Raw genomic sequence first — 17789 nt, 5'->3', positions numbered from 1 at the left:
TCTCAGTGGCAAGGGAACGCGGCGCTGTGGCGGGTATCGTGGGCAGCGTTGTGCACCGCCTCGATGTGCGAGAAGCCGGCGAAGTAGACCAGGCAAAGGCCCAGCAGCGATGCACCGATGGCGACGGCCAGGCGCTGGCTGAGGGTAGTGGGGGTGACGAGGGGCTGGCTGGCGGTACTGATGGGCATGGCGCGTTCCTTTTTGCTGTTGTCGTGTCGTCGGGGCTATCGGCAACAGGCAAGCGCGGCCAACCCCTGCGCGAGGCTCGCTCAGGGGTTCAACAGCGCCCGCCCACCGCGGGTTTGTCATGACTGTATCGGGCCGGTCTCCGGGCTTGCGAGGGCTGGCAGCATGCTCAGCCTGAGGGCGTCACCTTCCCATGCCGCACAGCTGGCACAGTGGTAAAGACGCTTTCCTCGCTTACCGTTGCGGGGGCAGCACCGGATTTGTCGCTGCTTCTTTGCAGAAGCGGCTGACGCACCGGTTTCCCGTTTCACCTTGTAAAAAGGCACCCGAACGAATGCGGCTAGCAAATCACGCGCGCCGGCATCCGTCAATACAGCGGTTGACCTGCCCCGGACCACTGCGTAGCCTAGCCGCTTCGAGGTTCTGCGGCCCTGGCTGCAGCTAAGACGGGAATACGGTTCAAGCCGTGGCTGCCCCCGCAACTGTAAGCGTTGAACGGCATCGGCCGTGCCACTGCCCCGGGCGGGAAGGCGTCGATGCTGCCGGCAGGCGTGCCGGCACAGCGCGAGCCAGGAGACCTGCCTCGAACAGTTTCCGACTTTCAACCGGGCGGGGTGATCCGGTGGCGAATGCGCTCAGGCAGCAAGGCTCCTGCGGCTCTCGTCCTGCATGCCCGCCATCCTGCCAAGGGCACCCCCATGAAAACACTGGCCAAACTCCCCGTCACCATCGTTACCGGCTTCCTCGGCTCGGGCAAGACCACCCTGCTGCGGCACATGCTCGACAATGCCCAGGGCCGCCGCATCGCGGTGATCGTCAACGAGTTCGGCGAGCTGGGCATCGATGGCGAGATCCTCAAGCAGTGCAGCATCGGCTGCACCGAGGAAGAAGCCAGCGGGCGCGTCTACGAGCTGGCCAACGGCTGCCTGTGCTGCACCGTTCAGGAAGAGTTCTTCCCGGTGATGCGCGAGCTGGTGGCGCGCCGTGGCGACCTGGACCATATCCTCATCGAAACCAGCGGCCTGGCGCTGCCCAAGCCACTGGTGCAAGCCTTCCAGTGGCCGGAAATCCGCAACGCCTGCACGGTCGATGCGGTGATCACCGTGGTCGACAGCCCGGCCGTGGCCGCCGGCACCTTCGCTGCCTACCCCGACCAGGTGGACGCCCAGCGCAAGCTCGACCCGAACCTGGACCACGAGTCCCCACTGCACGAACTGTTTGCCGACCAGTTGGCCAGCGCCGACCTGGTGGTGCTGAACAAGGCTGACCTGATCGCTGCCGACGACCTGGCCAGGGTGCGCGCCGAGGTGGCCGAGGAACTGCCGCCTGCGGTCAAGGTGGTGGAGGCCAGCAGCGGCCGCCTGCCGTTGGACGTATTGCTGGGCCTGGGCGCCGAATCCGAGCAGCACATCGACGCGCGTCGTACCCACCACGATTCGCACCATGACGGCGATGACGACCACGACGATCACGACCATGATGCTTTCGACTCCATCTCCATCGAGTTGCCCCAGGCCGACGAAAGCCTGCTGCTCGATGCCCTGACCCAACTGGTGGTGCAGCACGGCATCCTGCGCGTGAAGGGCTTCGCGGCCATTCCGGGCAAGCCGATGCGTCTGCTGGTGCAGGGCGTGGGTACGCGCTTCGACAAGCACTTCGACCGCGCCTGGCGCAGCGACGAGCCACGTACCACGCGCCTGGTGCTGATCGGCCAGGACCTTGACGCCGTGCAACTCGAAGCCAGCCTGCGCGCCGCACTGGGCGCCTGACCCATGCACCTGCTGCGGACCCAGCCCGGCGGCTTTGTGCCGGACGACAGCATCGCCGACCTCGGCCAGACCCCCGCCGACCTGGTGATTCTCTGCAGCGGTGATTCGCACCTGGCACTGCTGGCCGAAACCGCCCAGCAGTTGCCGGACGACTACCCCAGCCTGCGCCTGGCCAACCCGATGCAGGTGCAGAACCATGCTTCGGTCGACCTGTATGTGGACGAAGTGCTGCGCCATGCCAAGGTCATCCTGGTGTCGCTGCACGGCGGCATCGGTTACTGGCGCTATGGCGTGGAGCAACTGGTGGCGCTGGCGGGGCGGGGCGTGCAACTGATCCTGGTGCCGGGCGACGACCGCCCGGACCCTGAGCTGACCAGCCTGAGCACGGTGCCCGCTGCCCAGGCCGAACGGTTGTGGCACTACCTGCGCCAGGGCGGCAAGGCCAATGCGCTGAACCTGTTCCAGTGTCTGGCCAGCCAATGGCTGGGCCGCGACTACCACTGGGACGAGCCGCAGCAGTTGCCGCGCACCAGTGTCTATCACCCGCAACACCCCCAGGCGAGCGTGGACAGCTGGCGTGCCCTGTGGCAGCCCGGCCAGCCCGTGACGCCGATCATCTTCTACCGCTCGCACCTGCAGGCCGCCAACACGGGGTTCATCGATGCGTTTTGCGAGCGTCTGCAAGGCGCGGGGCTCAACCCGCTGCCGATTGCCGTGGCCAGCCTCAAGGAGGCAGCCTGCCTGGACCAGGTCGAGCAATGGCTGGACCAGGTCGACGCGGCCCTGATCATCAATACCACAGGCTTTGCCCAGTCCAGCCCGCAGCAGCCGCATTTGCGCCCGTTCCGGCGCGACATCCCGGTGCTGCAGGCCATCTGCGCACAGGACAACCAGCCGGCCTGGGAGGCCAGCGAACAGGGCCTGGGCGCCCGCGACCTGGCCATGCACATTGCCCTGCCGGAACTGGACGGGCGCATCATCAGCCGGCCGATCAGCTTCAAGGACCTGGCCTGGCGCAGCGAACGCAGCCAGTCGGACGTGGTGTGCTACAAGCCGCACCTGGAACGCATGGATTTTGTTGCGGAACTGGCCCGGCGCTGGTGCGAGCTGGCGCGCCTGGACAACCCGCAAAAACGCGTGGCGCTGATTCTGGCCAACTACCCGACCCGCGACGGGCGCATCGGCAACGGTGTGGGGCTGGACACCCCGGCGGCGGCGCTCAACATCCTGCGCGCCATGCAGGCTCAGGGCTACCCGGTGGGGCCGTTGCCAGACAGTGGCACGGCGCTGATCCAGGCCCTGCTCGGCGGGGTCAGCAACGACCTCGACACGCTCGACCAGCGCCCCTGTGCGCAGAGCATGGCGCTGGACGATTACCGCGCCGCCTTCGCCCTGTTGCCCCAGGCCAACCAGCAGGCGGTGCGCGAGCGCTGGGGCGAGCCGGAGCAGGACCCGATGTTCCGCAGCGGGCGCATGATGGTCGCCGGCCTGCGCCTTGGCCTGACCTTCGTCGGTATCCAGCCGGCGCGCGGTTATCAGGTCGACCCCAGTGCGGTGTACCACGACCCCGACCTGGTGCCGCCGCATGGCTACCTGGCGTTCTACTTCTGGCTGCGCCACGCCTATGCCGCCGATGCGCTGATCCACGTGGGCAAGCACGGCAACCTGGAGTGGCTGCCGGGCAAGGGCGTCGGCCTGTCAGCCGGGTGCTGGCCGGACGCGTTGCTGGGGCCGCTGCCGAACATCTACCCGTTCATCGTCAACGACCCGGGCGAGGGCGCCCAGGCCAAGCGCCGCACCCAGGCGGTGATCATCGACCACTTGATGCCGCCGTTGACCCGCGCCGAAACCTACGGGCCGTTGCGCGACCTGGAACTGCTGGCCGACGAGTACTACGAGGCGCAACTGCTGGACCCGCGCCGGGCCCGTGAACTGCAGCGCGACATCCTCAACCTGGTGCGTGACAACCACATCGACCGCGAGCTGCAGCTGGAAGGCGCGCTGGACGATGCGGCGGTGTGGCTGCCGCGCCTGGACACCTACCTGTGCGACCTCAAGGAGTCGCAGATTCGCGACGGCCTGCATGTGTTCGGCCAATCGCCGGACGGACGCCTGCGGATCGACACGCTGCTGGCCCTGCTGCGGGTGGAACGTGGTGATGGGCGCGGCCCCAATGCCAGCCTGCTGCGCGCCCTGGCCCGCGGCCTGGGGCTGGGCTTCGACCCGCTGGACTGCGACCTGGGCCTTGCCTGGGAAGGGCCACGGCCGCCGAGCCTGGCACAGGTGAGCAGCGAGGCCTGGCGGACCAACGGCGACACCCGCGAGCGGCTTGAACTGTATGCCGCCCGCCTGATCGAGCAGACCCTCGACGGGGCGCCGGCCAGCCACCAGCACAGCGCCGACGTCGAGGCCGTGCTGCAGGCGCTGCGGGCCCAGGTGGCGCCGCAGCTGGATGCCTGCGGCCCGGCCGAAATGCAGGGCCTGCTGGCGGCGCTGGACGGGCGTTTCGTGCCGGCGGGGCCGAGCGGGGCGCCCAGCCGCGGGCGCCTGGACGTGCTGCCCACCGGCCGCAACTTCTACACCGTGGATGTGCGCAACCTGCCCACCGCCACGGCATGGCGCATCGGTTTCGCCTCGGCCAACCTGATTCTGGAACGCCACCTGCAGGACCACGGCGACCACCTGCGCCAGCTCGGCCTGTCGGTATGGGGCACGGCCACCATGCGCACCGGCGGCGATGACATCGCCCAGGCCATGGCCCTGCTCGGCGTACGCCCGGTATGGGCCAGCGGCAGCCAGCGAGTGGACGACTTCGAGATCCTGCCGGTGAGCCTGCTGGATCGCCCACGGGTAGACGTGACCCTGCGCGTTTCGGGGTTCTTCCGCGATGCGTTCGGCAACCTGATCAAGCTGTTCGACGCGGCGGTGCAGGCCGTGGCGGCACTGGATGAGCCGGATGACCTCAACCCCCTGGCGGCCAAGGTGCGCAGCGAGCGTGCCGAACTGCTGGCCGCTGGCCTGAGCCCCGAGCAGGCCGAGCGCCAGGCCGGCTGGCGGGTGTTCGGCTCCAAGCCCGGTGCCTACGGCGCCGGGGTGCAGAACGCCATTGACGGCCGTCTGTGGCACAGCCGTGAAGACCTTGCCGAGGTCTACCTCAACCATGGCGCGTATGCCTATGGCGCCTCGGACGACGGCACCGCCGCGCGCGAACCCTTTGCCCGGCGCCTGAGCCAGGTGCAGGCGGTGCTGCAGAACCAGGACAACCATGAGCACGACCTGCTCGATTCCAACGACTACTACCAGTTCCAGGGCGGCATGCTCGCGGCGGCAGAAAGTCTGGCCGGTGCCGGCGTTGCCAGTTACCACGGCGATCACAGCCAGCCGGATCGCCCGCGCATTCGCACCCTCAAGGAAGAACTGAACCGGGTGATCCGTGCGCGCGCGCTCAACCCCAAGTGGATCGACGGGGTCAAGCGCCATGGCTACAAGGGCGCGTTCGAGATGGCCGCGACGGTCGACAACCTGTTCGCCTTCGATGCCACCACGCACCTGATCGATGATCATCATTACCAGTCGCTGGCCGAGGCCTATGTGCTCGATGCCGCGACCCGCGAGTTTATCCGCCAGCACAACCCCGAGGCCCTGCGCGACATCACCGAGCGTTTGCTGGAGGCCCAGCAGCGCGGGCTGTGGCAGGCACCGGGCGAGTACCGCCAGGCCCTGGAAGAGCAACTGCTGGACGCAGAGGAATAAGCCAGACATGAGCGAACCCGTACATTTTCCGCTGGCCGCCGTAGTCGGCGCCCACGACCTGAAGCTGGCGCTGTGCCTGACGGCCATCGACCCCAGGATCGGCGGCGTGCTGATCGAAGGCCCGCGCGGCATGGCCAAGAGCACCCTGGCCCGGGGCCTGGCCGACCTGCTGGGCGAGGGGCCCTTCGTGACCTTGCCGCTGGGCGCCACCGAGGAGCGCCTGGTCGGCACCCTGGACCTGGATGCTGCGCTTGGGCAGGGCCGCGCGCAGTTCTCGCCGGGTGTGCTGGCCAAGGCTGATGGCGGCGTGCTGTACGTCGACGAGGTCAATCTGCTGCCCGATCACCTGGTCGACCTGCTGCTGGATGTGGCTGCCAGCGGCACCAACCGGGTAGAGCGCGATGGCATTTCCCATCGGCACAGTGCGCGCTTCGTGCTGATCGGCACCATGAACCCGGAGGAGGGCGAGCTGCGTCCGCAGTTGCTCGACCGTTTCGGCCTGAATGTGGCCCTGCAGGGCCAGCCGCTGCCCGAGGCGCGAGGCCAGATCATCCGCCGCCGGCTGGACTTCGACAGCGACCCGCAGGCGTTCTGCGCGCAGTGGGCCGATGCCCAGGCCGAGCTGCGCCAGCGCTGCCAGCAGGCACGCGAGCGCCTGGAACAGATTGCCCTGGATGACCAGGCCCTGGCGCAGATCACCCAGCGCTGCTTCGAGGCCGGGGTCGACGGCCTGCGCGCCGACCTGGTCTGGTTGCGTGCCGCCCGTGCCCATGCGGCCTGGCGCAGTGCACCGGGCATCGAGGCCGAGGATATCGAGGCGGTGGCAGAGTTTGCCTTGCGCCATCGGCGCCATGACCGGCCCGCCGAGCAACCGCCTCGCCCCGACGCTCAGCCCCAGGGGCAATCGAGCCCGTCGAGCGAGCCCCAGGGCAGTGGCCAGTGGGGTGAGCTGCCAGGCCAGCCGGTGGCTGTGGGCGCTCGGCGCGAGGTACCGCGCTGGCCAAAAAAGCCTTGAGCATCCGCCCGCGCTCGCACCCGGCGGCGGATGCCAGGCCCCGTGCAGGCAAGCTCGACCGGGGCCCGCGCGGGCGTGCCCGGGCAGCCGGGCAGGGCAGCGTGGCCTGGCCTGCCACCCTGCTCAAGGGCCGCCCGCGCCAGCGCGACGAGCTGTGCTGGGCGCAGCGCACCGCAGCGCCGGCGCAGCTCTGGCTGGTGATTGTGGATGCGTCGGCGTCTACCCGGCGTTACCAGGCACTGAGCAAGGCCAAGGGTTTGCTGGCCGAGCTGTTCGACCAGGCGTACCGGGCCCGCGCCAGGCTCGCCCTGCTCACGGCCAGCGGCCGCGAACCGCGCTGGCAGCGCCACGGCCTGAAGGCCTCTGCTGCGCTGCAGCCCTGGCTGGCGGAGCTTGGCGCCGGCGGAGGCACGCCACTGCTTGAGGCACTGCAGCAGGCCCGGCAATGGCTGACCCAACGCCAGCGGCGCTACCCCAATGAGGTGCAGCACTGCCTGATCCTCACCGATGGCCGGCTCAAGGCCTGGCCGGCGCTGGAGGCACTGCCGTGCAGCAGCCTGCTGGTGGACATGGAAAGCGCACCGGTTCGCCTGGGCCGCGCCAGGCAAATGGCGCTGGAACTGGGTGCGCAATACCAACACCTGGAACAGTTCAACTTGCGTTGAAACAAGTACTTGGGCCGTAAACTGCGGCCAACTGCCGCAGCCGCCGGCGCACACTTCACAAACAAAAAAAGTGCACCCAGTGGGTGCACTTTTGCATGAACGGGGCAGGCCGGAAAGTTACTTCGGCATGCTCCACGGCTGCAAGTCATAACCTTTCTGGCTCAACTCGGCGCGCACTTCCTCGATCAGGTGTGCCAATTGCTGCGGGTCGGAATAGGTGCTGCTTGGAACTTGCTTGCTGCCGATACGGGTGCTGGTCCGGTCGATTACCGCCAGGCTGAGTTCGCCAGTGCCGTTAGGCACATCCCAGGCGACGCACTGGAAAGGTTCGAAGGCGTGGTCGGCAATCAGCAGTGCTTCGTTGACACGGAGCGGGGCGTTCATGGGTTCGGTCTCTCTGTGGTCCCAAACATTGAAAAAGTTGCGGCAAGGTGTGTTCCCTGCGGCAGGTTACTTGTACTGATGCACGCAGTAGTGGGTCAGGTCACACTGCAAGTAATGTTTTTTTAATCGGTGCTGACAATCTGCATTCATTGGCAACATCTGGGACGTTGAATTAACAGGAAAATTCTACCGAGCCGAAAGCAAGGCCGTATTTGCAGACGGACGGTAGTGGGCATTCTGACGTTGGTTGCTACTGTTACAGACGGGCCATACAACATGCTGTTTCTACTAACATTTCCAATAATTGGCGCCAAGGAAAGGTCATGCTGGAACCGGTACCGAACCGCCGCTTGCTGATCGTTGACCCTTGTGACGATTGCCACCGCTTGTTGCCAGGCCTGCGCAGCGTAGGTTGGGACGTGCGCACCTGCACCCTTGCCACTGCCCTGGAGCACCCTTGCGATGTGGGGCTGCTGCGCCTGCACGCCAGCCACCTGCAGCACCCCGATGCGGTCAAGGACCTGATCAGCCGCAGCGGCACCGAGTGGATCGCGGTGCTCAGCGCCGAGGAGCTGCGCGCGCAGAACGTGGGTGATTTTGTGTGCGAGTGGTTTTTTGACTTCCATACGTTGCCATTCGATGTCTCCCGCGTGCAGGTGACCCTGGGTCGCGCTTTCGGCATGGCACGCCTGCGCGGCAAGGGCAACCTGCATGTGGATGAGCCCGAGCACGAACTGCTGGGTGACAGCCGCCCGATCCGCGAACTGCGCAAGTTGCTGAGCAAGCTGGCGCCCACCGAGTCACCGGTGCTGATTCGAGGCGAGAGTGGTACCGGCAAGGAACTGGTGGCGCGCACCCTGCACCGGCAGTCGCAACGCCACGACAAACCGTTCGTGGCGATCAACTGCGGGGCGATTCCCGAACACCTGATCCAGTCCGAGTTGTTCGGCCACGAAAAGGGCGCCTTCACCGGCGCGCACCAGCGCAAGGTCGGGCGCATCGAGGCTGCCAACGGCGGCACGCTGTTTCTCGACGAGATCGGCGACCTGCCGCTGGAACTGCAGGCCAACCTGCTGCGCTTTCTGCAGGAAAAGCATATCGAACGGGTGGGCGGCAGCCAGCCGATTGCGGTGGACGTGCGCGTGCTGGCTGCGACCCATGTCGACCTGGAGAGCGCGATCACCAGCGGGCGTTTTCGCGAAGACCTGTATTACCGGCTCAACGTGCTGCAGGTGGTGACGGCACCGCTGCGTGACCGGCATGGCGACCTGTCGATGCTGGCCAGCCACTTTTCGCGTTTCTACAGCCAGGAAACCGGCCGGCGCCCGCGCACCTTCAGCGAAGACGCGCTGATGGCGATGGGCAAGCATGATTGGCCGGGCAATGTGCGCGAACTGGCCAACCGCGTGCGTCGCGGCCTGGTGCTGGCCGAAGGGCGGCAGATCGAGGCCCAGGACCTCGGGTTGCAGGGCGCGCAGGTCGAGATGACGCCGATGGGTACCCTGGAAGACTACAAGCACCGCGCCGAGCGCCAGGCGCTGTGTGACGTGCTCAATCGTCACAGTGACAACCTCAGCATTGCGGCCAAGGTGCTTGGGGTGTCGCGGCCTACGTTCTACCGGTTGCTGCACAAGCATCAGATTCGCTGAAGATCCCACGCTACGTCCATTCGCCAGCAAGGCTGGCTCCTACCCGAAGGTAGGAGCCAGCCTTGCTGGCGAATGGCGTCGGCGCAGATCAGAAGTAGTAAGGGAATTTGAGGCTGAAGGTGAAGTCCGGCGCATCGTCGGTCAGGCCGATCGACAGGTTGGGCACTATGGTCAGGTTGTCGGTGGCGGCCAGGGTCATGCCCACGTTGAAATAGGCGGCGTTGGCATCACTGCTGGGTACCGAGGTCCAGCTGTCGCCGGTTTCGGCCGACTTGATCTTGGATTTGCGCGCGATCAGGTCGGACACCGAGAACGACATGCTCATCTTCTCGTTCAGCGCAAAGGCGATACCGGCGCCGATCTGGAAGCTGTCGCCCAGCTTGACCTTGCCCGGCACCTTGACCCCGGACGTGGAGCTGACGTCACTGAACGACTCTTCCAGGGTATGGGTATAGGACAGGCTGCCGAACAGTACTGCCGGGTCGAACGTCTTGACCAGCGAGATGCCCGGGCTGATGGACCATACGCCGTTGCCGGTGGGCAGGTCTTCGGGGTAGGCGAGGCTGTCGTTGTTCGGGTCCTGGATCAGCTTGATGCCGAACGGGTCCTTGCCGGTGGGTGCCTTGACCCGCAGGGTGAGCACCGCATCGGGGCTGTTTTCCGATTCGTCGAGGAACTTGTAGGCCACGCCGAAGTTGACATCCCCCAGGGTCGGGTCGCGGGTGACGGTCTGTTCGGTCACGCCCTGGGCGTTGTTGCCGGCGCCCCCGGACTGGTAGGTGGACTCGCGGTAGACGATGGGGGCGTTGATATCGAACTGCCAACGCTGGTCGAGGTTGTAGCGGGCAGTCAGGTCCAGGGTCCAGTTGTCGGCCTTGATGCGGTCCAGGTTGATGTTGCCCAGGAAAATCGAGTCCAGCGCGAGGAAACCGTTGAGGATCAGTTGGCGGGTGTCGTAGCGGGCGTAGGTGATGCCGGTCTCGACGCTGAACTTGCCGCCACCGAAGAAGCCGCTGGCCTCGTCGTACAGGTTGGACACGCTCTGCGCAGGTTCCGAATCGCCCTTGAGCGCTTCGCCGTAGGAACTGCCGGTGCCGGGGGCCGCCCCGGATGCAGTAGCCACCTGGCCTGACCGGGTGGAGGCCGCTGGCGAGCGGGTCAGGCGCTGAGGGGGTGCCGGGGGTTGCTCTTCAACCTGGCGGACCCGCTGCTCGAGCACCATCAGTGCCTGCTGCTGGGATTCATAGCGTTGCTTGAGTGCCTGCAACTCCTGTTTCAGGGCCTCAACTTGCGGGTCTGGCGCCGCTTGCAGCAGCGCTGAAGACGCCAGCGTGCTCACACAGACCACTGCCTTCAACGAAAACGATCGATGCATGGGTTAGCCGTCCCTTCTAACTGCGGTGAATTGAGACAGAGCGTAGATCAATATCCGGAAATACGAAGGCCTTTGAGTTGATCCAGGTTGCAGTTCAAGGCCCCGGCAGTAGGCAGGTTGTTGCGCAGTACCACATTGAGCTGGGTGATGTTGTTGACGGCGTTGTTGCCGCCCAGGAGCGTGGTGGCCTGCAGCAGCCCGCCCTGGGCCAGGCGCTGCACCGTATTGCCCTGGTTGTTGTTGGCCTGGATACCCAGCTGGATGCCCTTGCCGGTGGAGGAAACGCTCAGCGTGCCGGCGCCATTGCTGCCGGTGATGGTCTGCCCGCTACCCAGCAACTGACCCTGTGGCTGGCCCGCCGCCGGGGCACTGTTGGCTTCCTTCACGTTGATCGAGACATTGTTGTAGGCCGTGTTGTAGTCGCCCGCTGCGCGTACCGACTGGGTAACGCCCTGGGTCGTGCCAAGGCCGGCCCCGCCGGTGACGGTACCGCTGCCCTGGGTTACTGGGGCGCCGTTGCCGTCGCGCGTGTCGAGTGAGACATAGAACTGCGGCTTGAACGAGGACTGCTGCACTTGCATGCTGGCGGTGGCGCCGATGCTGTCGCCGCGGGCGTTCTGCCAGGTGCTGCTCATCACCACGCCAAAGCTGATGATGCGCCCTGGCATCACATAGCGTCCGCGCAGCTCGGACAGTTCCTGGTCCTTGATCTCGATGGGCTTGAACTGCGCATGGGCAGGCAAGCTGGCGGCCAGGCAGGCGGCAACCAGCCAGGTTGAAGTCTTCATCGGGTGCTCCCCGGAGCTTCATGCCCCTTCTGATTAGAAGAAATCGCTTTGTATGAAACCAAAATCCATCAACTGCGCATCGTCTACCGGGCTGAACCCGTTGATCTTGTTTTTTGCAGTCAAGGGTTGTGGCGGGTCGAGCAATGCGTTGGCCTTGTCATAGCCAGGGCCGATGACGGCAAAGATGATGCCGTTCCAGCCTTTGACGAAATCATCGAACTTGTAGCGTTTGTGGCCCAGAACCGGGTCACCGATGTACACCCAGTCCTTTTCGGTGCGTTGCAGCACCACGAAGTGCTTGTAGCCGCGAATGTCCATCAGCACCACCACCGGAATGGTGACGCTTTGCAGGCTCTCGGGCGGGATCCGATAGCCCCGGGCACGCATGCCGATGCTTTCCACGTATTTCTTCATGTCCAGCATGGAGAAGCCCTGGGTCTTGACCACTTGCTGGTCGGCGTGGGCGAGCATGCCGTCGATGATGTGTTCTTCGTCGACGTCCAGCCAGTAGGCCTGCTTGAGGACGGTGGCCAGGGCGGCGGCGCCGCAACTGAAGTCGGTTTTCTGTTGTACAAGGTCGGCGAAGCGTCGTTCGCGAATGCTCTGGATGGGCTTGTAAATGACATTGCCGCCCGGCAGGGCAGCGATGGGCATCTGTGCGGCCTCGGCCAGGCTGGCCAGAAACAGCAATGCGGCAAGCAGGGCAATGCGCATGGTCTTCGCACCGTGTAGATGGCAGGAAAGGGGCCCTTGGGGGCCCCGTCCTTTTTCAGCTTACAGGCAGGCGCGGCAGCCTGCTGCGATGGACAGCGAGTTGCTCTGCTGGTTGCCCGAGCCGGCCGACACGTTGGCGCCCACGTTGCCCGACACGCCATTGAGCGAGTTGCTCATGTTGGCGTTGTTGACCACAGGGTTGGCCCAGCCGGTAGGTTTGAGCACCTGGTAGGTGTAGACGCCACCGAGTACGAAGCTGCCTTCTTCGGTGAAGGTAAGCTTGTCTTTCTGTGGTTTGTTGCCGCCACGATCATCCCAGCCACCGTTGTGCCCGGGTTTGTCGTCTTTGCGTTCCACGTAGCCGTGGCCTTCGCCTTCGTACTGGCCATAGGCGGCAAAGGCGCCACCGAGGGTTTCCTTGGTGTAGGTACGGTCGGCCTTGTTGTTGACGCTCAGGCCGGAGGTGGACTGGTTGGCGGCTGCGCTGGCCACGGCCACACGGCCGCCGGACACGGCGATTGCCAGGTTGTTTTTCTGTTGGTTGAAGTCGCCGGCGGTCACGTTGACACCGATGTTGCCGGAGCTGTTGTTCGCCGAATTGGTGAGATTGGCGTTGTTCTGGGTAGAGAAGTTGTTGACGATGTTGCTGGTGTTGGTCTGGGTGGCGCTGGAAACAGCAACCGCACTGCCGAAGATGAAGCGTTCGTCGGCGGTGGCGATGGCGGCAACGTTGTCTTGCTGGTTGCCGTCACCGGCTGCCACGTTGGCGCCCAGGTTGCCTTGAGAGCCGTTTGCCGAGTTGTCCATGGTGCCGTTGTTGCGGGTGTTCTCGTTGAGCACACCGTTACCACCATTGCCCTGGGTATCGATCACGGTGGCGCCAGCGCCGGCGTTTACCAGCAGGGCGAGCAGCGCGCTGGAATTGTTGTTGCCGCCGTTATTGCCGCCATTGTGTCCGCCGTTGTGACCACCGTTGTTTCCGCCCGCTTGTGCAGCAACTGCCATGACCGCTGCGAGTGCGAATACCAGAGGCTTGAGTGCCATTGTGGGTTTCATGGTGTTTCTCCGCATTGTTTTTAGTTGTTAAGTGTTGTGTTGTGCTGCGTTGTGAACTGCTCGGGTCAATCTGCAACCCGTACGCTCAGGGTGTTGGCCATTCGGTTCCCGACCCCGGCGCTCTGGTTCAACTGGATCACCCCACGGCTGCCGGTGAAGGCCTGATCGCTGGTAGCGACCTGGCGACTGCCGGGGGTTTGACCTGTCGAGCCTGAGCCGTTTGACAGCGCCACGTTCTGCTGGTCGAGGACGCTGTCGTCGATGCTCTGCGCGGTGGCACTGATGCTTACCCGCACGGCATTGACTTGTTGTGTGTTGGCACCGGCCGACTGGTTGATCCCAATCATCCCGTTACCGTTGGTGAAGGCGTTGCCACCGATGCTGGCGCGGGCATTGATCGCGCTGCTGGCAGGGGTGTCGATGCGCTGGCGCACCTGGGTGGTGGCGGTGGCATCGGGGTTGATGGCGATGGCGCGGCTGTTGTTCTGTTGCTGCTGGTCGCCAGCCGCCTGGTTGATGGTCACGTTGCCCTTGTAGCCCTGGCCGCTGGCGTTGATGGTGGCGTTGTCATCGACCGGTTGGCCGGCCAGGGCCGACGCGCTGCAGGCCAGCGCCAGAAACAGCAGTGAGTGGTTCATCTCAACGGCCCCCGGTCAGGATCTGCAGCGGCGCAAGGCCACGCTGCACGTTCTGGTTGACCGAATTGGAGATGCTGTTGGCGCCCCCTGCGCCAGGGCCGGAGCCGCCACGCAGGCCCGGCAGGCTGGTGGGCACCGCCCCCATGCCGCGGATGTTGCCGGATGCGTCGGGCATCAACACCCGGTTTACACTGGCACCGCTGGCCACACCGGCAAAGTCGCCATCGCTGAGCTCGTTGGTCTGGCTCAGGATGCGTGGCGACTGATTGGCATTGACGGTCATGGGGCGGGGGTCGGGGGTGCCGGTCGGGCGAACGGCCGAACGGGGCTGAACCTGGCGCTGGATGATGATGGTGCCGTCGCCGGCGGCCAGTATCGGCAGGCTCAGGGTGCTGGCGCCCAGCGCACAGCCCATGACGAAAAGACTCAGCAGCTTGTTGGTGTGATTCCCCACGGCAGCGATTCCTTCTTCGGTGCGCTGGCCCTATCAGCGTTGCGAGAAGGAGAGCAGAAGCTGTGCCGCTTTTGCTTTGTGCCAGCGAATCAAGGGCATAGCGCACGGGGCAGGGGCCGGTCGGACAATCTGTATCACCGGTGATACAACCGCTGGTCCTTTTTACAGGACTTGGAGCAGCGCAGATGCCCGGCGTGCCCGAGGGTGGGTGTATCACCGGCTTAACACGTCACCGCGTGTTGGTCGCAAGTGCTCTGGATCGGCGGTTGAGGTGGCCGGGTGTGTAACGCCGGGTTAACACTCGGTGGCGCAGGCCGGGGGCTTGCCTTCCAGCAGTGCCTGTACGGCCGCCAGTACCGTCGATTGGCGGTATGCCCAGTCGCCCTCGATGACCTGCATGGGTTGGCCATGCCGTTGCAGCCATTGGCGGCTGGCCTCGAAGAACGCCTGGCGCTCCTCCAGCCGTGGTTGACAGCGCTGGCCGTCGCCGACCCAGGGCACGCCTGCGGGGCTGAGCAACAGGTGCAGGTCGTAGCGCCGTGCCAGCAGCGCCTGTTCCAGCCACGCCGGGCAGTCGTTGAACAGTACGCGGCTCCACAGCATGTTGCTCAGCAGGTGCGTATCGAGTATCAGCAGCTCGGGCTGGCGCCCGCGGGCCGCATCCTCCCACATCAGTTGCCCGCGGGCGATGGGGTCGATGTCGGCGTAGCAGGTGTCGCGTCGCTGCTCGTCGATGAAGTGGCGCACGTACTCGCCTACCAGTTCGCCACCGAAATGCGCCTGGATTTCGCCGCCCAGCCAGCTCTTGCCACTGGACTCCGGGCCCGCCAGTACCAGGACCTTCATGGGCTGGCCAATGCCGGGTCACGTCGCCAGCTATGCCAGCCCTGCAGGGCGATCAGGGTGAACAGCGCATACAGCGCGGCGGTGATGTACATGCCTTTGTAGAGGAACAGGCCGACGAAGATCACGTCCAGCACCATCCACAACGGCCAGCATTGCACGCGCTTTTGCGCCATCCAGAACTGCGCCACCAGGCTGAAGGCGGTGAGGGTGGCGTCAAGCCAGGGCTCTGCAGCATCGGTCCAGGTGGCCATGGCCGCACCGAGGGCCAGGCTGGCCAGCAGGCCCACGCCCAGGCCCGACAGCAGCGGCGCGGTACCCAGGTAGGTCACCTGCCGGATCGGGCGATCCTCGCCGGGGCGTGTCCACTGCCGCCATCCATAGAGCTGGAACACGGCAAACGCCAGTTGCAGCAGCATGTTCGAATACAGCTTGAAGTCGAAGAAGATCCAGCTGTAGAGCAGCACCACCAGCAGGCCGATGGGCCAGCACCAGGGGTTCTGGCGGGTCGTGAGCCATACAGCGATGACGCCCAGCACGGCAGCGTACAGTTCCAGGCCGGACATCGGCGTTCCTTAAGGGGGGCAGGGCGGCGATTGTACCTTGTGGCACGTCAGGCGCCAGCCTTGGGTGAGCACTTCGCCGCCAAGGCCGGCTCCTGCTGAGGCAATGTCGAGCCTTGCAGAAGCCGGCCGCCGGCGAGGTGCAGGCTGCGGTCAGACCCGGAACTGCCTCAGCAACTGCCCCAGCTGTTCGCTCAACTGGTTCAATGCGGCCCCGGCACTGCTCGACTGGTGCGCCGCCACGGCCGTCTGACGCGACAGCTCGGCCGTCTGGGTGACGTTGTGGTTGATCTCTTCGACCACATGCGACTGCTGCAGCGTGGCACTGGCAATCGAGGCATTCAGCGCGCTGAGGTTGTGCAGTGCCTGGCTGATGGCATCCAGGCTGGCACCGGCCTCGCTGGCCTGTTCGACCGTCTCGCGCGAGGCCAGGCTGCTGGCATCGATCGCCTTGACCGCAGCCTCGGACTGGCCCTGAAGGTGCTCGATCATCTGCTGGATCTCGGCCGTCGACTGCTGGGTGCGTTGCGCCAGCAGGCGCACTTCGTCGGCCACCACGGCGAACCCGCGACCCTGTTCACCCGCCCGCGCGGCCTCGATGGCGGCGTTGAGTGCCAGCAGGTTGGTCTGCTCGGCAATCGAACGGATCACCTCCAGCACGCTGCCGATACGCGTGCTCTGGCCCGCCAGGGCCTGGATCACCTGCACCGCCTGGTCGATGGTGCCCGACAGCTCGTCGATTTTCAGCAGGCTGCCATGAATGCTTTGCCGGCCCTGTTCGGCCCGCTGCTGGGCGTCCTGCATCTCGCTGGAGGCGTGCTCGGCGTTCCTGGCCACGTCCTGCACCGCATAACTGACCTCGTTGATTGCGGTGGCCACCTGTTCCATCTGCTGCGACTGCTGTTCGCTGCGCTGGTGCGCCTGGCCGGCGTTGCTGCCTACGTCCCCGGCCGAATGGCCCAGGGCCTGGGCGGCGCCCTGCAACTGGGTCACCACCTGCTGCAGCTTGGCGGTGAAGGTGTTGAAGTGCAGGCCCAGCTGGGTGACTTCATCCTGCCCATGGGTGTCGAGGCGACGGGTCAGGTCGCTTTCGCCGCTGGCGATATTGCCCATGGCATCCACGGCTTCCTGCAAGGGGCGGGTGATGCTGCGGGCGATCAGCATGACCACCAGTGCCATTATCAGCGCGATGACCACCCCCAGCAGCGATGCGTCGCGAAGCTGGCGCACGAACTCGGCGTGCATGTCGTCGATGTACACGCCAGAGCCGATCACCCAGCCCCAGGGTTTGAACAGCTGGATGTACGAGGTTTTTTCCACCGGCTCGCTGGCACCGGGCTTGGGCCAGCGGTAGTCGATGCTGCCGGCGCCCTGGGCCTTGGCCAACGCGACCATTTCGTTGAACAGCGCATAGCCGTCCGGGTCGCGAATGCCGGAAAGGTCCTGGCCTTCGAGCTTGAGGTTCATGGGGTGCATGATCATCTTCGGGCCCAGGTCGTTGATCCAGAAGTAGTCGTCCTGGTCATAGCGCAACCCGCGCACCGCACTCAGCGCCTGTTGCTGGGCGGCCTCGCGGGTAAGGGTACCGCTGGCTTCCAGCCCCTGGTAATAGGCCAGCACGCCGGCTGCAGTTTCGACCACGTGCCGGGTCTTTTCGGCCTTTGCCTGGTACAGGTCACCGTGGATCTGACGCAGCATCAGCAGCCCCAGGGTCACCAGCATCAGCACCGCCACCACCAGGATGAGCCACAGCCGACGGCTGATCGACATACTGCGTAAAGTCTTCATGAAGGTCACCCTATGTTCTTGTTATTGTCCGCATCCAACCACGCTTTACCGAAACAACCTACTCGACCAAGGGCTAAGTGATTGATTAGTAGAGCGCTGTCGCGTCGAGCGGCAGCGTTTGCACGAGCGCTCTGTTAGGATTTCGGCCT

The 17789-nt window shown here is 65.2% G+C and carries 16 protein-coding genes and 2 riboswitches; of the genes, 5 read left to right on the top strand and 11 right to left on the bottom strand.

Translation table 11 applies throughout. From position 1 onward, the window contains the following. Nucleotides 1-2: 2 nt before the first annotated feature. A complete protein-coding gene (locus DN388_RS16315; protein WP_043861453.1) occupies nucleotides 3-188 on the bottom strand; it encodes a CbtB domain-containing protein in 186 nt (61 codons plus the stop codon). Between the two features lie 113 nt (nucleotides 189-301). Beyond that, a riboswitch (cobalamin riboswitch) is annotated at nucleotides 302-531 on the bottom strand. A gap of 56 nt (nucleotides 532-587) precedes the next feature. Next, nucleotides 588-787, top strand: a riboswitch (cobalamin riboswitch). A 97-nt stretch (nucleotides 788-884) separates the two neighbouring features. Between DN388_RS16315 and cobW the strand changes: the two genes are divergently transcribed. The 4 genes from cobW (at nucleotide 885) to DN388_RS16295 (ending at nucleotide 7388) form a co-directional block, all read left to right on the top strand. Next, nucleotides 885-1955 (top strand): cobalamin biosynthesis protein CobW, encoded by a 1071-nt coding sequence (cobW, locus tag DN388_RS16310; protein WP_043861454.1) that lies wholly within the window; start codon nucleotides 885-887, stop codon nucleotides 1953-1955. A 3-nt stretch (nucleotides 1956-1958) separates the two neighbouring features. After that, nucleotides 1959-5708 (top strand): cobaltochelatase subunit CobN, encoded by a 3750-nt coding sequence (gene cobN / locus DN388_RS16305; RefSeq protein WP_058540146.1) that lies wholly within the window; start codon nucleotides 1959-1961, stop codon nucleotides 5706-5708. A 7-nt stretch (nucleotides 5709-5715) separates the two neighbouring features. Then, complete coding sequence (locus DN388_RS16300; protein ID WP_043861456.1) at nucleotides 5716-6723, top strand: ATP-binding protein; 1008 nt, start codon at nucleotides 5716-5718, stop codon at nucleotides 6721-6723. 101 nt (nucleotides 6724-6824) lie between these two features. After that, complete coding sequence (locus DN388_RS16295) at nucleotides 6825-7388, top strand: VWA domain-containing protein (RefSeq protein WP_058540516.1); 564 nt, start codon at nucleotides 6825-6827, stop codon at nucleotides 7386-7388. Between the two features lie 117 nt (nucleotides 7389-7505). Here DN388_RS16295 and DN388_RS16290 read toward each other — a convergent pair whose 3' ends face one another. After that, the gene (locus DN388_RS16290) at nucleotides 7506-7772 is read right to left on the bottom strand and encodes a hypothetical protein (RefSeq protein WP_054914565.1); all 267 of its coding nucleotides are present in this window, start codon (nucleotides 7770-7772) and stop codon (nucleotides 7506-7508) included. Nucleotides 7773-8095: 323 nt separating this feature from the next. Between DN388_RS16290 and DN388_RS16285 the strand changes: the two genes are divergently transcribed. After that, on the top strand, nucleotides 8096-9421 hold the full coding sequence (locus tag DN388_RS16285; protein WP_043861458.1) for a sigma-54 dependent transcriptional regulator: 1326 nt from the start codon (nucleotides 8096-8098) through the stop codon (nucleotides 9419-9421). A gap of 88 nt (nucleotides 9422-9509) precedes the next feature. Here DN388_RS16285 and DN388_RS16280 read toward each other — a convergent pair whose 3' ends face one another. From DN388_RS16280 to DN388_RS16240, 9 genes are all read right to left on the bottom strand, one after another. Continuing rightward, nucleotides 9510-10796: a hypothetical protein gene (locus tag DN388_RS16280; RefSeq protein ID WP_123752581.1), complete on the bottom strand. Its 1287-nt coding sequence runs from the start codon at nucleotides 10794-10796 to the stop codon at nucleotides 9510-9512. Nucleotides 10797-10843: 47 nt separating this feature from the next. Further along, the gene (locus DN388_RS16275) at nucleotides 10844-11584 is read right to left on the bottom strand and encodes a hypothetical protein (protein WP_123752582.1); all 741 of its coding nucleotides are present in this window, start codon (nucleotides 11582-11584) and stop codon (nucleotides 10844-10846) included. A 33-nt stretch (nucleotides 11585-11617) separates the two neighbouring features. Next, nucleotides 11618-12298 (bottom strand): C39 family peptidase, encoded by a 681-nt coding sequence (locus DN388_RS16270; protein WP_043861461.1) that lies wholly within the window; start codon nucleotides 12296-12298, stop codon nucleotides 11618-11620. Between the two features lie 60 nt (nucleotides 12299-12358). After that, nucleotides 12359-13354 (bottom strand): hypothetical protein, encoded by a 996-nt coding sequence (locus tag DN388_RS16265; protein WP_043861462.1) that lies wholly within the window; start codon nucleotides 13352-13354, stop codon nucleotides 12359-12361. Nucleotides 13355-13419: 65 nt separating this feature from the next. After that, nucleotides 13420-13992, bottom strand: a complete 573-nt coding sequence (locus DN388_RS16260; RefSeq protein ID WP_123752583.1) for an adhesin — start codon at nucleotides 13990-13992, stop codon at nucleotides 13420-13422. 1 nt (nucleotide 13993) lies between these two features. Then, complete coding sequence (locus DN388_RS16255; RefSeq protein ID WP_054914659.1) at nucleotides 13994-14407, bottom strand: hypothetical protein; 414 nt, start codon at nucleotides 14405-14407, stop codon at nucleotides 13994-13996. A gap of 333 nt (nucleotides 14408-14740) precedes the next feature. Further along, on the bottom strand, nucleotides 14741-15292 hold the full coding sequence (locus DN388_RS16250; protein ID WP_255001148.1) for an AAA family ATPase: 552 nt from the start codon (nucleotides 15290-15292) through the stop codon (nucleotides 14741-14743). Next, entirely contained in the window at nucleotides 15289-15855 is a 567-nt protein-coding gene (gene pnuC / locus DN388_RS16245) for a nicotinamide riboside transporter PnuC (protein WP_255001146.1), read from the bottom strand. The genes DN388_RS16250 and pnuC overlap by 4 nt, the downstream gene beginning before the upstream one ends. Before the next feature lie 150 nt (nucleotides 15856-16005). Continuing rightward, the gene (locus tag DN388_RS16240) at nucleotides 16006-17640 is read right to left on the bottom strand and encodes a methyl-accepting chemotaxis protein (RefSeq protein WP_043861500.1); all 1635 of its coding nucleotides are present in this window, start codon (nucleotides 17638-17640) and stop codon (nucleotides 16006-16008) included. Nucleotides 17641-17789: the final 149 nt, after the last annotated feature.

Source organism: Pseudomonas sp. S12(2018), from assembly GCF_024355235.1.
Lineage (GTDB): Bacteria > Pseudomonadota > Gammaproteobacteria > Pseudomonadales > Pseudomonadaceae > Aquipseudomonas > Aquipseudomonas palmensis.
The sequence above is the reverse complement of the archived record's forward strand: the minus strand, read 5'-3'. Positions and strand labels throughout refer to the sequence as shown.

Coding starts and splice junctions, on each gene's coding strand:
- DN388_RS16275 (WP_123752582.1), bottom strand. CDS start 11,584: ATGAAGACTTCAACCTGGCTGGTTGCCGCCTGCCTGGCCGCCAGCTTG.
- DN388_RS16280 (WP_123752581.1), bottom strand. CDS start 10,796: ATGCATCGATCGTTTTCGTTGAAGGCAGTGGTCTGTGTGAGCACGCTG.
- DN388_RS16255 (WP_054914659.1), bottom strand. CDS start 14,407: ATGGGCTGTGCGCTGGGCGCCAGCACCCTGAGCCTGCCGATACTGGCC.
- DN388_RS16260 (WP_123752583.1), bottom strand. CDS start 13,992: ATGAACCACTCACTGCTGTTTCTGGCGCTGGCCTGCAGCGCGTCGGCC.
- DN388_RS16290 (WP_054914565.1), bottom strand. CDS start 7,772: ATGAACGCCCCGCTCCGTGTCAACGAAGCACTGCTGATTGCCGACCAC.
- pnuC (WP_255001146.1), bottom strand. CDS start 15,855: ATGTCCGGCCTGGAACTGTACGCTGCCGTGCTGGGCGTCATCGCTGTA.
- DN388_RS16240 (WP_043861500.1), bottom strand. CDS start 17,640: ATGAAGACTTTACGCAGTATGTCGATCAGCCGTCGGCTGTGGCTCATC.
- DN388_RS16315 (WP_043861453.1), bottom strand. CDS start 188: ATGCCCATCAGTACCGCCAGCCAGCCCCTCGTCACCCCCACTACCCTC.
- cobN (WP_058540146.1), top strand. CDS start 1,959: ATGCACCTGCTGCGGACCCAGCCCGGCGGCTTTGTGCCGGACGACAGC.
- DN388_RS16285 (WP_043861458.1), top strand. CDS start 8,096: ATGCTGGAACCGGTACCGAACCGCCGCTTGCTGATCGTTGACCCTTGT.
- cobW (WP_043861454.1), top strand. CDS start 885: ATGAAAACACTGGCCAAACTCCCCGTCACCATCGTTACCGGCTTCCTC.
- DN388_RS16265 (WP_043861462.1), bottom strand. CDS start 13,354: ATGAAACCCACAATGGCACTCAAGCCTCTGGTATTCGCACTCGCAGCG.
- DN388_RS16250 (WP_255001148.1), bottom strand. CDS start 15,292: ATGAAGGTCCTGGTACTGGCGGGCCCGGAGTCCAGTGGCAAGAGCTGG.
- DN388_RS16270 (WP_043861461.1), bottom strand. CDS start 12,298: ATGCGCATTGCCCTGCTTGCCGCATTGCTGTTTCTGGCCAGCCTGGCC.
- DN388_RS16300 (WP_043861456.1), top strand. CDS start 5,716: ATGAGCGAACCCGTACATTTTCCGCTGGCCGCCGTAGTCGGCGCCCAC.